Source organism: Kitasatospora sp. NPDC002543 (assembly GCF_053594915.1).
In genome coordinates this window covers 1-15042 of sequence record NZ_JBSFWR010000153.1, presented here as the reverse complement: position 1 = coordinate 15042, position 15042 = coordinate 1, and the positions used below count along the sequence as shown (strand labels likewise).

Genomic DNA, 15042 nt, shown 5'->3' with positions numbered 1-15042 from the left:
GCAGCTGAGGTGGCCGTTGTCGACCGGCTGGTGGCTGGAGTCGTCGAGTTCGGCGCCGGGGGAGAGCGCAACCAGTGGGCGGCTTCGGGCAGTTCGGCTTCCTTTCCGCGACAGATCGGAGCTTTCCATGGGAAACGGCACACGTGGCGGCCTGCTCCGCCGGCACCGGGACTTCCGGCTCCTCTGGTTAGGCGAGACGGCGGGGCGCTTCGGCCAGTCCGTCACGGTCCTCGCCGTCCCGCTGATCGCCGTGTCGACCCTGCACGCCGACACCTTCGAGGTGAGCCTGCTGAGCGCGGCGCCCTGGGTGCCGTGGCTGGTCATCGGGCTGCCGGTGGGGGTCTGGGTGGACCGGCTGCGGCGCAAGCAGGTGATGTTCTGGGCCAACGTCATCTGCTTCGCGCTCTTCGCCAGCGTTCCCGTGGCGGCCTGGGCCGGGGTGCTGAGCACCAGTCAACTCCTCTTGGTGGCACTGCTGGCGGGCGCCGCCACGGTGTTCTTCCAGACCGCGTACACCGCCTACCTGCCGGACCTGGTGAAACCGGAGGACCAGGCGGAGGGCAACGCCAAGCTCCAGGGCAGTGCCTCGGCGGCGCAGATCGTCGGGCTGGGCTGCGGCGGCCTGCTGATCCAGCTCGCGGGCGCGGCCAACGGGATGCTCGTCAACACCACCACCTTCCTGCTGGCGACCCTCTGCCTGGTCGCCATCCGGCACCGGGAGTCCGTGCCCGAGCGGGTCGAGCGGCCGCGCGGCGCGATGGTCAAGGAGATCCGCGAAGGGCTGGGCCTGCTCTTCGGCGACCCCTTCCTGCGGAGCCTGGCGCTCTTCGGGGCGGCGTCCAACCTCGCCCTGACCGGGTACCAGTCGCTCACCGTGGTCTTCCTGGTCCGCGAGGTCGGCCTGGACTCCGGCACGATCGGCAGCCTCGCGATGGTCAGCGGCATCGGCGGCGTCCTGGGGGCCTTCGTGGTGCGCAGGGTCAGCGCCAGGCTGGGCACCGGGCGCGCCCTGCTGATGTTCGAGCTGGTGCTGCCGGCGCTGGCCGTGCTCATCCCGCTCGCCGGTCGAGGGTGGGGCCTGCTGATGATCGTCCTCGCCTACGGCGGCGTGGCGATCGGCGTGGTGGCGGGCAACGTCCTCAAGTCCGGGTTCGTCCAGAGCTACTGCCCGAGCGACATGCTCGGCCGGCTCGTCGCGAGCGCCGCGTTCCTCAACTACGGCACGATGCCGCTCGGCGCCCTGCTCGGGGGCGCGCTCGGTACCTGGCTCGGTCTGCGCCCGGCGCTGTGGATCCTGACCGCGGGCGTGCCGGCGGCGGCCCTCTTCCTGTTCTGCTCCCCGATCCGCCGCCACCGGGACCTGCCGACCGGGCAACTGCTCGGGCGCCGGCCGGAACCGGAGGCGGAGGTGGCCGGGGCGGTGCGCTGACACCGGTGGGCTGACACCGGTGTGCCGGTGCCGGTGCCGGTGCCGGTGCCGGTGCCGAGGCGGGCCGGGGCGGCGGAGGCGGTGCGCCCAGGGGGATCCGCCGCCGCGGCCGGGCACCTGAACGGGGGAGTTCCCCGCGCGCCGGGAGGTGCGGGTCGTGAGCATGGGAACGGCCGCCGCGGCGCGGGGCCGCGAGCCCTGCCGGGGAACTCCCCGAGGAAGGACGTGCCCACGATGGAGGCATCCGCACAGATCGGCGTGACCGGGCTCGCGGTGATGGGCCGCAACCTGGCGCGGAACTTCGCCCGCAACGGCTACACGGTCGCCGTGCACAACCGGACGGAGGGGCGCACCAAGGCGCTGATCGAGGAGTTCGGACACGAGGGCGCGTTCGTCCCGGCGGGGTCGCCGCAGGAGCTGGTGGCCGCGCTGGAACGCCCCCGCCGCCTGCTGATCATGGTGAAGGCGGGCGGGCCCACCGACGAGGTCATCGAGGAGTTCGCCCCGCTGCTGGAGGCGGGCGACATGATCATCGACGGCGGCAACGCGCACTTCGCCGACACCCGCCGCCGGGAGCGGGCGCTGCGCGAGCGCGGCATCCACTTCGTCGGCAGCGGCGTCTCCGGCGGCGAGGAGGGGGCGCTGCACGGGCCCTCGGTCATGCCCGGCGGCTCCGCCGAGTCCTACGCCGTCCTCGGCCCGATGCTGGAGCGGATCAGCGCCCACGTGGACGGCGATCCGTGCTGCACCCACATCGGCACCGACGGGGCCGGCCACTTCGTGAAGATGGTGCACAACGGCATCGAGTACGCCGACATGCAGCTCATCGCCGAGGCCTACCACCTGCTGCGGGACGTCGGCGGCTACCGTCCCGCCGAGATCGCCGAGACCTTCCGGAACTGGAACAAGGGGCGGCTCGACTCCTACCTGATCGAGATCACCGCCGAGGTGCTCGCCCACACCGACGCGGCCACCGGGGAGCCCTTCGTCGACATCGTCCAGGACGCCGCCGAGCAGAAGGGCACCGGGCGCTGGACCGTGCAGACCGCCCTCGACCTCGGCTCCCCGGTCACCGCCATCGCCCAGGCCACCTTCGCCCGGGTCGCCTCCGCCCGGGCCGAGCTGCGGGCCGCCTACCGCCCGCTGCCCGGGGGCACCCGGCAGGAACTGCGCCCGCACGAGGCCGAACGCTTCACCCGGGACGTCGAACAGGCCCTCTACGCCTCGAAGGTCATCGCCTACGACCAGGGCTGGACGATGATCCGCGACGCCGCGGCCGAGTACGGGTGGGACATCGACCTGGGGGCGGTGGCGAGGATCTGGCGCGGCGGCTGCATCATCCGCGCCGCCTTCCTCGACCGGATCCGCGCCGCCCACGCCGCCAACCCCGACCTGGTCAGCCTGCTCGCCGAGGAGCGGTTCGCCGCGGAGGTCGCCGACGCCCAGGCGGCCTGGCGCACGGTGGTGGCCGGCGCGGCCCAGCACGGCATCCCGGTGCCGGCCTTCTCCGCCGCGCTCTCCTACTACGACACCCTGCGCGGCGAGCACCTGCCCGCCGCGCTGATCCAGGGCCAGCGCGACTTCTTCGGCGCCCACACCTACCGCCGCACCGACCGCCCGGGAAGCTTCCACACGCGCTGGGCCGAACCCGGCCGCCCCGAGGTGCGGACGGACACCGGGACGGGGTGAGTCGTCGGCCCACCGGGCGGGCCGCAACGGGTGACTCGTCGGCCCGCCCGGTCCCCGGGGCGGCTCGGTACCGGGCGTCGGTGGGGGCGGCGAGCCGGCGCGCGGTGGCCGCTCCGATGCCGCTGCTCGCCCCGGTGACCAGTACGGTTCCCGCGGTGCCGGGCACGCGGACTCCGGTTCGCTTCGGGGACGGGGCTCAGGCCTTCTTCTGCTCGGCGGCCCGCTCGATCCCGGCGAGCACGTCGCGCGGGAACCAGAGGCTGCTCGCGCCCGCCAGGGCGACGGCCGCCGCCCCGACCAGCACCGGCACGATGCCGACCCGGGAGGCGAGCCACCCGCCGACGAACGCGCCGACCGGCAGGGTGGCGGTCAGCACGGCCTGGAGGAAGGCGTTCACACGGCCCAGCAGGTGGGCGGGGGTGACGAGTTGGCGCCCCGTGGTCATGGCGATCGACCAGACGGTGGCCAGCAGCCCGAACAGCAGCTGGTACAGGACCAGGACCGGGAAGGACAGCCCCAGGGAGGCCGCCGGGATGAGGAAGAGGGCGGCCCCCGCGCCCACGGCGCACAGCCGGATGGTCCGGGCCATGCCCAGCGCCCGGGTGACGCTGGTCGCGGCCAGCACGCCGGTGCCCATCCCGACGGCGTACGCGGCGTAGACCGCGCCGAGCTGCCACGGGGGCAGCTGCAACTCCCGGTCGGCGTACAGCACGAACAGGCCGCCGCCGGCCCCGCCGCCCAGGTTGAGTCCGGCCGCGGCCAGGGCCTGGCGGCGCAGCAGGGTCTCCCGGCGGATGACCGCGAGGCCCTCCCGCAGCGCCTCGAGGCGGGACCGCGTGCCGCTGCCCGCCTCGTGCGGGGACCGGTTCAGGGATGTCGGCAGGGCGAGGAACAGGGCGCCGCCGACGAGGTAGGCGGCGCACTCGACCAGCAGCGCCGGGGCCGGGTCGATCACGCCGATCAGGATGCCGCCGAGTGCCGGCCCGCCGATCAGGCCGATGGTCCGGGCGCCGGTGAGCGAGGAGTTGGCCGGCAGCAGGCGTTCCGCGGGCACCACGCGGGGCAGACAGGACTGCAGCGCCACGCCCTGGGCGGAGTTGAGCGCTCCGGAGGCGGCGGCCGCGGCGAACAGGTGCGGCCAGGTCAGGCCGTCCAGGGCGGCCGCGAGCGGCACGCTGCCGATGGCGGGGACCTGCAGCCAGGACAGCGAGACCAGCATCCGCCGCAGCCGGGCCCGGTCGACGGCGACGCCGATGAGCGGGCTGAGCAGGACACCGGGCAGGTAGGTCATCGCCATCAGGGCCGAGGCGCCCAGCGGGCCGGCGTGCAGGTGAGCGATGGCCAGCAGCGGCAGCGCGAGGGCGGTGACCTGGCGCCCCACCGAACTGGTCATCTGCTCCGTGACCAGCAGGAGCAGCGGGCGGTGTCGGCGCAGCGGCACGGATTCCGGGGCCGGGGGCGGTGTCGCGGGCGGGCCGGACTCCGCGGGGACGGACGACTCCTCGGCCGTGGAAGATCCCATGTATTCAGACTCCTGTGTCGGGCACGGTCCAGTGGCGGATGCGTGGAGGCAGGGTCACCGCCCAGCCCCGGGTGACGAGCACGGGGCCCTCGGACGCCAGGACGGACACGGCCTCACGGCCCGTACTGCTGAGGTCGTCCAGGGGGGTGGGGGTCAGGCAGGCCCGGAAGGTGGCCACCAGGTCGGGGTGGTCCAGCGCGTAGCGGGCCGAGGCGTCGGGGTCGCGGCGGTCCCGGACCTGTCCTGAACACCAGTCCGTGTGAGGAATCAGCGTCCCCGGGCGGTGAGTTCGCCGACCGGGACCGGGTGACCGGCCCCGGTCGGCCGGCGGTGCGGTGCGGCGCGGGGAGCGTACGGCCGTGTTCCAGCTCGCGGAACGCGGCGGCCCGCCGGTGCTTCAGCCGGTGGGTGCGCCGGGGCCAGCTCTCGCGTTCGTCGTGGACCAGCAGGTCGCCCTCCTCGTCGCGTTCGCCCCGGGAACGGTGGAGGTGGTTCCAGACGCGGGTGAGCGCGTGGTTCTCGCACTCCCGCATCGTACGCACGTTGCGGGCGCCGGTGACGCCCTTGTCCATCAGGCCGAGCACCCGGCTGTTCAGGCTCTCGACGCCGGGCCGGACGTGGGTGACCCGGGCACCGCCCAGCAGGGCGATCCGGTCCTGGCTGGGGTTCGACTTCACGTCGTCATGGATGGGCACCGACCGGAAGGCGCGGGAGATCCACGGTCCGGAGCGCTACGCCCGGCTCGCGGCGGTGAAGAAGGCCTACGAGCCGGGGAACGTCCTGCGCGGCAACCTGAACATCCGGCCCGCGTAAGGCGCGTCGGGCCGCACCGGGACGCACCGCGCCGTGCCGGGACGTGTCGCGCCGGGCTCAGTGCGGCGCGGACCCGCCCGGCCCGGCGACCAGCCAGTGCGCGGGCAGTTCGATCGGTTCGCCGTCGGGGGTGGACTCCGTGGTGGCCAGCGGCAGTTCGCCGGTGGCGAGGACGTCGAGGCCGGCCGCGTGGAACAGCCCGGGGAAGGCCGCGTCGGCGACCTCGGCCGGGGCGAGCCCGTGGGAGAACACCGGGCGCAGCTTCGGGGGCGGGCCGGCCGGGTCGCGGACGAGCTCGCCCAGCACGCCCTTGGCCGCCTCCGAGAGCTCGAACACGAAGGCCCGGCCGCGCGCCCCGAGCAGGATCCGGATGGCCTCGACCACCCGGGGGCGGTCGGCCGGCTCGCTCTGGTGGATCACGCCGCGCACGTACACGTTGGCGTCGCCGAGGCGGTGCCACAGGGCCCGGACGGCCTCGGCGTCGGTGGCGTCCAGCCGGGTGAACTCGGCCCGCCCGGCCGGGTCGCAGCGTCGGGCGAGGTCCACCGCGGCGGCGGACAGGTCGACCCCGAGGACGACGGGGAAGCGCTCGGCGAGGAAGCGGGTCTGGGTGCCGTTGCCGCAGCCCAGGTCGACCAGGGGAAGCGCGGGGTCGGCCAGGTGGGGGCGGAACAGCGTGAGGTGGTGTTCGGCGCTGAAGGCCGGTTCCGCGTCCCAGATCACCGAGCCCGGCGCCTCGGGCGCGTCGCGCCAGAAGCCCTCCCAGGCGTCCAGGTACCGACTCGTCACGCTCATGGCGGAGACCTCCGGGTGTCGCGCGGGGTGTCTGGCTCGTGTCTATCGGTACCGGGCGCGGGCGGCAAACGCGCACCGGCGGGTGGGAGCGGTCGCGCGCGGGTGGCGTACGGCGGGCGCGTACGGCGGCGCGCGGGGGCAGCGGGAGGGCCGGAGCGCGGACCGGTGGGCGGATCAGCCCGCGGGCCGGCCCGCGGCCCGTTCCCGGCGCAGCAGGGCCAGCAGGTAGAGACCGGACACGGCGGCGAGCACGGCCATGCAGGCGGCGAAGACCAGACCCGCGTGCGCCAGCCCGAGCGGTCCGGTCAGCAGACCCACCCCGATCACCGGGATCGAGATGCCGAAGTACGCGACCACGAACAGCGCCGAGAGCACCCCGCCGCGGTGCGCGGCCGGAGCGGCCGCGGCGAGCTCGCCCACCGCTCCGCGCAGGCCCATGCCCTGCCCGGCGCCGCCCACCAGGGCGCTGAGCACCAGCGGCGGCAGGCTCTCCCCGGCGAGCGAGGCGGCCAGCAGGGCCAGCCCGAGGATCAGCACCAGGCAGCCCAGCGGGATCGCCCGCGGTGTGCCGAGCCGGGGCACCAGGAGCTGGCCGAGGGTGGAGGCGAAGAACGCCGTGAAGACGACCAGGCCGACGACCGCCCGGTTGCGGACACCCAGGTCGGTGGCGAGGAAGGCCGGACTGACCGAGGTGAACAGGCCCAGCAGCGAGAAGCCGGCGAAGGCGGCCACCGCGGCCGGCACGAACACCCGGCGGACCTCCGGGGGCAGCGACGGCCGGACCGGCCGGGCGGTGCGCAGCGGGCGGGCCCCGGCGACCGTCTCCGGCAGCCGCCACAGGAGCGCGAACGAGACGGCGAGCAGCCCCAGGTGCACGGCGAACGGCAGCACCAGCGGGTGCGGGGCGTACTGGGAGAGCAGGCCGGACAGCAGTGGTCCGCAGCCGAGGCCGCCCATGTTGGCGGCGGTCGCGACGAAGCTCGCGCGGCCCCGCCGCCCGGGCGGGGCGAGCTCCAGCACGTACGCCGTCCCGGTGCCGGTGAACAGGCCCGCCGAGAGCCCGGACAGCAGCCGGCCCAGGAAGAGCAGGGCGACGCTGTCCGCCGCCAGGAACACCACCGCGCTGGCGGCCGAGCAGACCAGCCCGCAGAGCAGCACGGGCCGGCGCCCGACGGCGTCCGAGACGTTGCCGACCAGGAGCAGGACGCCGATGACGCCGAAGGCGTACACCGCGAACACGACCGTCACCGTCAGCTCGGAGAAGCCGAGCCGCTCCTGGTACAGGCCGTAGAGCGGGGTGGGCAGCGTGGTGCCCACCATGCAGACGGCGAAGGCCGCGGCGGCGACGAGGTGGCCCACCCGGGCGACTCCGGGCCGGGCGGTCCGGCGGTCGGTCACCCGCCCACCATAGGCACGCACCGGGGGACGGGGCCGGGCCGCGCTGCGCCGAACGGGCGTCCGGGCCCGGCCACCGGGACCGGGCGGGGGTCAGCGCTCCGCGTGCCAGGTGGCTTCGAGGGCACTGGTGCCGTCCGGCCGGGGCGCGGGGTGCCACCGGGCGCGCAGTCCGTCCGGACGGGGGACCGGGCGGGCGGCCGGGAGGGGCGCGCCGATGGCGCCGAGCACGGTGTTGTCGAGCGGGCTGGCGGCCAGCCGGTCCAGTACCCGCGCACAGGCGGTGCGCAGGCCGTGGCCGTGGCGGCGCACGTCGGGGACGACGGAATGGAACGCAGCGGGGACGGACATGTGGCTCACCTCCGGGGCGACCTGCGGGTCTTGCAGGTGTGGCGTCCAGCTTCCGCCCGTTCGCGCGCCCCGGGGCCCGGATTGACGGGCTGCTGACACTCCGCTGACGGTCTGCTGACGCCAGGGTGGACTCCGGGCGGCCCGGCGGTGTCCCGGGCGGCCCGGCGGCGGCTCAGATCCGGTACGCGGCGACGTAGCGGGCCGGGTCGCGGCGCAGGTCGCCGTGCCAGCGCTCGCGGCACTGCTCGGCGAAGGTCCGCCGGGTGGCGAGGACCTCCTCCAGCGGGTCCAGGTACCCGAGCACGTGCGGCGGTTCGAGGCCCGCCGCGATCCGGGCGGTGAGGCCGGCCCGGGCCAGCCGCAGCAGTTCGGCGGCCAGCGGGCGGACCGGGTCGCCGCCGAGGCGGGTGGCCAGGCCGAGGGCGGGCAGCTCGGCGAGCGCGGCCCGGTGGTGGTGCAGGGTGTAGCGGCCGAGCAGCTCCCAGGCGGCGTTCCGGGACGCGGGGTGGTAGCTGAGCCCGGCCCAGAGGGCGGGGACGGCCGGGATGAACGGGTACGGCGGGCCGTCCGAGGCGCGCAGCTCCAGGGTGCCGCGGACCCTGGTGTTGGTCCAGAGCTGGTTCAGGTGGGCGGCCCAGTGCGCCGGGGTCGGGCGCGAGCCGTCCGGGTAGCCGTCCCGGAGCAGCCCGGCGAAGGTCTGTCCGGGAGGTGCCGGGTGGTAGCGCCCGTCCGGGGTGCGGTAGTGGATCAGCGGGATGCCGAGGGCCCAGTCGACGACGGACTCGACGGTGACGTCCGGGTGCAGCGCGGGCGGCAGCACCCCGCCCCGGCGCGGGTCCATCCGCAGCCAGGCCCAGCACCGGTGGGACAGCAGTCCGCTGGACGAACCGCCTTCCTGGATCGGTGAGTTGACGAGCAGGGCGGAGACCACCGGGGCGGCGGCCATCTGCATCCGCAGCTTCTCGGCGAAGTCGGCGGGGGAGAGGTAGTCCAGGGTGACCTGGGTGGACAGCGAGAGCGCCATCACGTACCGCGCGCGGCTGCCCGGCTCGCCGAGCCCGGTGAAGTAGTCCCGCATGATGGCGCCCCGGGTCATCGGCACCCACCGCACGTCGGCGAGCCGGTCGAACGGCAGGTTGGCGCCGGGCACCAGGGCGAGCCCGAACCGGCCGACCAGATCGGCGAGCCGCTCCAGCGAGGCGCGCATGTCGTCCACCGCCCTGGCGACGGACGGGGCGGGTGCGGAGGAGTACTCGATCTGGCCGCCGTGCTCCAGGGTGATCTGGCTGCCGTCCGGGAGCAGCACCCCGGTCAGCCGCCCGGCGTCCTCCTGCCGCTCGCCGCCCCACCGGTCCAGCACCGCCTCCAGGACGGCCAGCACGCCGCCCTCGCCGTCGTAGCGGGCGGCCAGCCCGGTGGCCGGGTCGACGAGGCCGCACTCGACCTCGATGCCGACCAGTTCGGCGCGGCCGGGCCGGAACGGGGCCAGCAGTTCGGCCCGGCCGAGCGCCGGCCCGGGTGTCGGCCCGGGTGTCGGCCCGGGCGTCGGCCCGGGCGTCGGGCCGGGCCTCGGGTCGGGTGCCCGCCCAGGCGTCCGGCCGGGCGTCGGGTCGAGGGCCGGGTCCGCGGCCCGGCCGGGGTCGGCGACCGTCACACCGCCCCCACCCGGGTCGTGACCCCGGAGTGCCCGGCCCGGTCGAGCAGCGTGCCCACCGCGCCGAGGGCGGACTGCGCCGCGCCCTGGCACCAGGCGTGGGCGCCGGACAGGTGCTCGCCGGCGAAGAAGACCCGGGGCCGGTCCGCCGGGTACGGGGAGCCCAGCACGCTCAGGTAGCGGGTGTGCTCGCCGGGCGTCAGGTGGGCGAACGCCCCGCCGCCCATGCCGCTCTGCACGTCCCAGTTGCAGTGCACGATGTCGTCCACGTCCGCGGTGATGCCCGGGTGGAGCCGTTCCAGGCAGTCCAGCACCAGCGTGTCCCGCTCGGCCGGCTCCAGCGCGGCGAACCGGCGGGCGTTGGCGCCCCACAGGTACGCCCCGAGCAGGGCCGTCGGCTCGGCCGAGCGCACCGGGTCGCGTGCCACCCAGTGCGGGCCGCCGCTGCCGTTGACGCCGTCCTTGGTCCGCACCGCGTTGTCCGATGGGTACCAGCACTGCTGGATCGGCAGGTCGGTGAAGCTGCCGCCGCCGTGGATGCCGTCCTCCAGCTCCCAGCGGCGGCGGGTGAGGTGCAGGACGGTCTTGATGCTGCTCGCGTAGCTGATGCCGCGGATGGCGTGCCGCTGGGCGTGCGGCAGGCCCGGGGTGACGGCGATCTGGTCGAGCGCGGGCGCCGGGACGCAGCACACCACGTAGTCGACGTCGTCGTGCAGCCGGGCGCCGATCCGCCGGCCGTGCAGCCGGACGCCGTCCGCGGTCAGCGCCAGTTCGTCGATCTGGGTGGAGAGCCGCAGCGTGCCGGGGCGCAGCGCGTCGACGAAGGCGTGGATCAGCGCGTCCAGCCCGTCGACGAGTTCGACCTGCCCGCGGTGGAACAGGCCGAAGTAGTCGACCAGCACCTCCAGCAGCGACGACTGCTCGTAGTGGGCGAGGCCGCTGGCATGGCCGAAGAGGTCCCAGGCGTCCTGCGACAGGTGCTCGTGGACGAACTGCCAGAGCGACACCGAGGCCGCCCGCTCCAGGGCCGGGTCGTCCCAGTGGCCCTCCAGGGTGCGGCGCTGCTGCTCGACGGTCAGGGTGCGCCACACCGAGCCGAGCAGTTGGTCCAGCACCGGGGTGGGGGCCTGCCGTTCGGCCGGGCGCAGCTCGTACGCGGGGAACAGCGACGCCACGTCCTGGACCCGCACCCGCCGGCCGCGCAGGTGGTAGTAGGCGCGCGGGTTGGAGTTGACGAACGGGCGGGTCGCCAGCCGGAACCGGGAGACGTAGTGCAGGACGCAGTGGTGGTTGCCGGGGATGCGCATGGCGCCGAGGTCCACGTGGGTGCCGTCCCAGAAGCGGTGGGTGCGCACCCGCCCGCCCGGCCGGTTCGCCCGCTCGTACACGACGACCTCGAAGCCCCTGCGCTGCAGCTCGTACGCGCACACCAGCCCGGCGACGCCGGCTCCGACCACGGCCACCCGCCCCCGGGCGCCGGCGACGGGCTTCAGCAGCGAACGAGGGAACGCAAAGCTCGTTTCGAACATCGGCACCGTACCCATCTGAGGCGAGACCCCCGGGCTCAGCCTTGGCCAAGCGGCCTCCGGATGCCACTCCGCGACGCCGATGCGGGTGACGGCGCGGGTGGCGGTGCGGGGGTGGAATGGGGGTGGAGCGGCCCGGGCGGCCCCGTGGCTTCTACCCGGCGGCCGCCGGACCAACCCCGTCCCGGTGCATCCAGGCGATGACGTCCAGCACCCGGAGCACCCCGATGTCCTCGCCGATCCCGGCCTCCGCGCGGAGTTCCACGAGCCGGGTGCGCAGCGCCCCGCCGTCGGCGCGCAGGGCGTCGGCGAGCGCGGACCAGAAGGTGCCGTCGACCTTCGGGCGCCGGAACAGGGCCTTCACCCGGACGTCGTAGACGGGCACCAGGTGCGGCCGTTTGCGGGCCAGCAGTTTGCCCGCGACGACGGGGCCGACCCCGTCCGGCTTGCCCGGGTAGGTGCCGTGCGGGTTCGCCAGCCGTTCCCACAGCTCGGCGGCCGGCCCGCCGGGGGCGATCAGCGGGGCGCGGGACGGGTCCTCCAGCCGGGCGTCGCGGGGGATGGCGGCCAGCAGCCGGTGCCAGTGCCCGTCGGGGTCGGTGAGCAGCTCGACGGCGCCGTGCGGCTCGACGGAGACGCTCAGCATGGTGATCGCGAGCAGGTCGTCGGCGGTGAAGCGGTCGGCCGTCTCCGGGCGGTCGCCGCCGCCGGCCAGCCGCTCGAAGTGGGCGCCCGTGTAGTACGGGCCGCCCTTGGCCCGCTGCCGGGTGAAGTACTCGCGCAGCAGCCGGACGCAGGCGCCGGTGTCCCCGTACACCGGGGGGATCCACAGCGCCGTCATGAGGGCCCTTTCGGTCCGCGTGCGTCGGGGGCCAGTGTGGCAGAGGCGACGGATCCGGCGGCGCGGGCGGACCGGGTGAACCGGGCCGGTGGCGCGGGCCGTAGGACCGAAGTGGGCGCGCGCAGCGCCGCGGCCGCCAAGCAGCGGATGCGTCCGCGAGGCAGCGGGTGCGTCCGCGAGGAACCGGGGAGGAACTGGATGCAGTCCCGACGCGACCAGGTGCAGGCGCACCTGTTCGTGATGAGCAGGCTGGCCTCGGGCATGCTGCGGGCGGAGCCCGACGCGCCGGACACCCCCACCGGGCGCACCACCCGGGGCACCGTGACGGGCCTCGCGGTGGGGGTGCTGATCGGGCTGGGGGTCACGGTGTACGGGGTGATCAGCCCCGGCGGCGGCGATGGCTGGGCCAAGCCGGGCACCCTGGTGGTGGTCCGGGAGAGCGGCGCCCGCTACCTCTCCGTCGGCGGGCAGCTGCACCCGGTGCTGAACGACACCAGTGCCAGGCTGCTGGCCGGTGAGCAGATGACGGTGCAGCAGGTGAGCCGGGAGTCGATCGCGGACGCGCCGCGCGGCGCCCCGGTCGGGATCGTCGGCGCCCCGGACGGGCTGCCGTCGGCCGGGGACCTGGACGGCGGCACCTGGCTGGTCTGCGGAACCCTCCAGCCCGGCCCGACCGGCACTCCCGTGCCCCGGCTCGGACTGCTGGTGGACCCGGAGGCCGAGGGGAAGGCGCTGACGCCCGGTCAGGGTCTGCTGGTCGCCGTCCCGGACGGCTCGACGCACCTGCTCTGGCAGGGCCAGCGGCTGCGCGTGGACACCGCCAACCAGGCGCTCCAGGCGCTCGGTTACGGCGGCGCCACCCCGTTCCCGGTGTCGGCCGGCGTCCTGAACGCGCTGCCCGCCGGGCCCGACCTCGCCGCGCCGGCCGTCGCCGGGCGCGGTGAGCCGGGGCCGGAGCTGGCGGGGAAGCCGACCAGGATCGGCCAGCTCTTCGAGGCCGCGGGAGGCGCCCACTACCTGCTGACCAAGGCGGGCCTGGCCCCGCTCACCCCGACGCTGTACGAGCTGCTGCGCGGGGACCCGCGCACCCAGAAGGAGGCGTACGGCAACGCCGCCCCGACGGCCTCGCCGATCGGCCCGATGGACCTCGCCGGGCACACCGCGCCCGGCGGCCCGCCCTCCCCGGGGCTGCCGGAGACACCGCCGGCGCTGGTCGCCCCGCTGCGCGGCGAGGGCGTCTGCGCGGACCTGCACGCCGGCGGCGGCGCCCCGACCACCGCCGTCACGGTGCTGCCCGCCGCCCGGGCGGAGGCGGGCCGGCCCCCCGTGGCGCCGGCCGGCACGGCGACCGGCGCGGGCTGCGCGGTCGCGGACCGGATCGCCGTCCGGCCCGGCCGCGGCGCCCTGGTCCGCGCGCTGTCGGGCGCCGGGGCGGGCAGCACCGAGTACCTGGTCACCGAGGGCGGGGTGCGCTACCCGCTGCCCTCGGCGGCGGTGGCGAAGAAGCTCGGGTACGGCGGTGTGACCCCGGTGGCCGTCCCGGCCGCGGTGGTGGCGCTGCTGCCGTCCGGACCGAGCCTCGATCCGGCGGCCGTGGGGGACGCGCCGGGAGCCGCCGCGGCGGGGACGGCGACCGTCGGGTCGGTCGTCCCGGGGGCGACCGCCGTGCCCGCGGCGCCCGCCACGGGGGGAGCCGTTCCGCCCGCGGGCGGGGCGACGGTGGCGGCGATCCCCGCCGGGGCGGCCGCCGCGGTCCCCGCCGCGGCCGCCTCCACGTGCGACTGAACCATCTTCCGCGACAACACCGTTGAGTCGATCGGAGCCGCGCGCGTCCGCGGGCGGCGGGAAAGGAGAATCAGGTGGGCACACCGGCGAATCTGACGAAGCAGGACGCGGCGATCCGCAACGCCCTCGACAGCATGCGGGCGCACATCGACGACATGATCAACTCAGGTCGTACGGTCGAGCGGATCAAGGAGGAGATCGCCGCCGGCTACTTCTCCGGTGCCAGTTCCGCCTTCCAGGGCAAGCTCGACGACTGGCAGACGCGCTACCACCAGGTGATCGGCGCGTTCGAGAAGTTCGTGGAGTCCACCCAGGGCGCCGACACGATCATCAACAGGGCCGAGGACGAGGCGCTGTCGATCGCCAACCGGCAGGAGCAGGACCGGATCGAGCAGGCGCTCTACCGCTGACGCGGTAGCGGTACACGACGAAGAAGGGAGCGGACATGCCGCTGCAGCACCACATGGACGACTACTCGGGGACGATCCACCTCCACCACGAGACCGTCGCCCAGGCCGTCGCCGACCTGCGCAAGTCGGGCAAGGACATGAGCGACGGCCTCACCGAGCTGATCGGCAAGCTGACCGCGCTGACCGCGGACGGTGCCTTCCAGGGCGCGGCCGCCGGGGCGTTCGAAGAGCTCAAGGTCCAGGTGAACAACAACCAGACGGCGATGAACCAGGACATCGACTTCGCCGCGAACACCCTCGCGACGATGCACGAGATCATGAGCGACTCGGACCTGAGCGCCAAGAAGCAGTTCGGCTGACGGGGAAGGGGGTCCGCGCATGAGCGGGGACACCATCGAGATCACGACCGCCTTCCTGCAAGGCCGTCTCAAGGGCCTGCAGGACCTCGAGACGAGGGTGAACATCGCGAAGAACGGCTGGATCGGGAAGGTGCCGCCCGCGCTGAAGGCGGGCCAGGACGTGTTCCCGCCCGCCAAGGCGCTGAAGCTGGCCTACCTCGACTACGCGAAGAGCGTGGTGGAGGGTATGGAATCCGTCCGCCTGACGATCCACGACATCGCCCAGGACCTGCTGAAAGCCGGGCGCACGTTGCACCAGGGGAACGAGGAGGCCCTGTCGGAGGCCCAGATGCTGGAGGTCCTCCACGACGTGCTCAGCGGCGTCGCCCCGAAGACCACGCTGCCCTGACACCAGGAGCTCGCGGCGGGCCGCCCCCCGCGGCGCGCCCCCCCCCCGCCCCCCCCCCCCCGCCGCGCCCCACCCCCACCAACCC

At 75.2% G+C, this 15042-nt stretch carries 15 protein-coding genes; 7 read left to right on the top strand and 8 right to left on the bottom strand.

Translation table 11 applies throughout. The annotated features are described in order from the left end of the window. Window positions 1–127 precede the first annotated feature (127 nt). A complete protein-coding gene (locus tag ACWD4P_RS35950; RefSeq protein ID WP_449782523.1) occupies window positions 128–1429 on the top strand; it encodes an MFS transporter in 1302 nt (433 codons plus the stop codon). Window positions 1430–1663: 234 nt separating this feature from the next. Continuing rightward, window positions 1664–3118 carry an NADP-dependent phosphogluconate dehydrogenase gene (gene gndA, locus ACWD4P_RS35945; protein ID WP_449782522.1) on the top strand — a complete coding sequence of 485 codons (1455 nt, stop codon included), beginning with the start codon at window positions 1664–1666 and terminating at the stop codon, window positions 3116–3118. Window positions 3119–3314: 196 nt separating this feature from the next. Here the strand turns inward: gndA and ACWD4P_RS35940 are convergent, their stop codons facing one another. Together ACWD4P_RS35940 and ACWD4P_RS35935 are read right to left on the bottom strand one after the other, a co-directional pair. Continuing rightward, window positions 3315–4640 (bottom strand): MFS transporter, encoded by a 1326-nt coding sequence (locus ACWD4P_RS35940; protein WP_449782521.1) that lies wholly within the window; start codon window positions 4638–4640, stop codon window positions 3315–3317. Between the two features lie 113 nt (window positions 4641–4753). Continuing rightward, window positions 4754–5317 carry a hypothetical protein gene (locus ACWD4P_RS35935; protein WP_449782520.1) on the bottom strand — a complete coding sequence of 188 codons (564 nt, stop codon included), beginning with the start codon at window positions 5315–5317 and terminating at the stop codon, window positions 4754–4756. 10 nt (window positions 5318–5327) lie between these two features. On the opposite strand from ACWD4P_RS35935, the gene ACWD4P_RS35930 reads away from it, so the two are divergent. Next, complete coding sequence (locus ACWD4P_RS35930; protein WP_449782519.1) at window positions 5328–5453, top strand: BBE domain-containing protein; 126 nt, start codon at window positions 5328–5330, stop codon at window positions 5451–5453. 57 nt (window positions 5454–5510) lie between these two features. Here the strand turns inward: ACWD4P_RS35930 and ACWD4P_RS35925 are convergent, their stop codons facing one another. The 6 genes from ACWD4P_RS35925 to ACWD4P_RS35900 all read right to left on the bottom strand — a co-directional run bounded on the left by ACWD4P_RS35925 (window position 5511) and on the right by ACWD4P_RS35900 (window position 12015). After that, the gene (locus ACWD4P_RS35925) at window positions 5511–6248 is read right to left on the bottom strand and encodes a class I SAM-dependent methyltransferase (RefSeq protein ID WP_449782518.1); all 738 of its coding nucleotides are present in this window, start codon (window positions 6246–6248) and stop codon (window positions 5511–5513) included. A gap of 174 nt (window positions 6249–6422) precedes the next feature. Continuing rightward, window positions 6423–7568, bottom strand: coding sequence for an MFS transporter (locus ACWD4P_RS35920; RefSeq protein ID WP_449782524.1), 1146 nt, complete (start codon window positions 7566–7568; stop codon window positions 6423–6425). Window positions 7569–7736: 168 nt separating this feature from the next. Beyond that, on the bottom strand, window positions 7737–7994 hold the full coding sequence (locus tag ACWD4P_RS35915; protein WP_359826715.1) for a hypothetical protein: 258 nt from the start codon (window positions 7992–7994) through the stop codon (window positions 7737–7739). Between the two features lie 172 nt (window positions 7995–8166). Next, entirely contained in the window at window positions 8167–9648 is a 1482-nt protein-coding gene (locus ACWD4P_RS35910) for a glutamate-cysteine ligase family protein (RefSeq protein ID WP_449782517.1), read from the bottom strand. Then, window positions 9645–11177, bottom strand: a complete 1533-nt coding sequence (locus ACWD4P_RS35905) for a flavin monoamine oxidase family protein (protein WP_359826719.1) — start codon at window positions 11175–11177, stop codon at window positions 9645–9647. Before ACWD4P_RS35905 ends, ACWD4P_RS35910 begins: the two co-directional genes overlap by 4 nt. Window positions 11178–11328: 151 nt before the next feature. Further along, window positions 11329–12015 (bottom strand): DUF6308 family protein, encoded by a 687-nt coding sequence (locus tag ACWD4P_RS35900; RefSeq protein WP_359826721.1) that lies wholly within the window; start codon window positions 12013–12015, stop codon window positions 11329–11331. A 198-nt stretch (window positions 12016–12213) separates the two neighbouring features. Between ACWD4P_RS35900 and eccB the strand changes: the two genes are divergently transcribed. The 4 genes from eccB to ACWD4P_RS35880 all read left to right on the top strand — a co-directional run bounded on the left by eccB (window position 12214) and on the right by ACWD4P_RS35880 (window position 14957). Next, on the top strand, window positions 12214–13800 hold the full coding sequence (gene eccB, locus ACWD4P_RS35895) for a type VII secretion protein EccB (RefSeq protein ID WP_449782516.1): 1587 nt from the start codon (window positions 12214–12216) through the stop codon (window positions 13798–13800). Window positions 13801–13874: 74 nt separating this feature from the next. Continuing rightward, the gene (locus ACWD4P_RS35890) at window positions 13875–14210 is read left to right on the top strand and encodes a hypothetical protein (protein WP_359831348.1); all 336 of its coding nucleotides are present in this window, start codon (window positions 13875–13877) and stop codon (window positions 14208–14210) included. A gap of 35 nt (window positions 14211–14245) precedes the next feature. Continuing rightward, window positions 14246–14569 (top strand): WXG100 family type VII secretion target, encoded by a 324-nt coding sequence (locus ACWD4P_RS35885; protein WP_359831346.1) that lies wholly within the window; start codon window positions 14246–14248, stop codon window positions 14567–14569. 19 nt (window positions 14570–14588) lie between these two features. Next, entirely contained in the window at window positions 14589–14957 is a 369-nt protein-coding gene (locus tag ACWD4P_RS35880) for a hypothetical protein (RefSeq protein ID WP_449782515.1), read from the top strand. The last annotated feature ends 85 nt before the right edge of the window (window positions 14958–15042 follow it).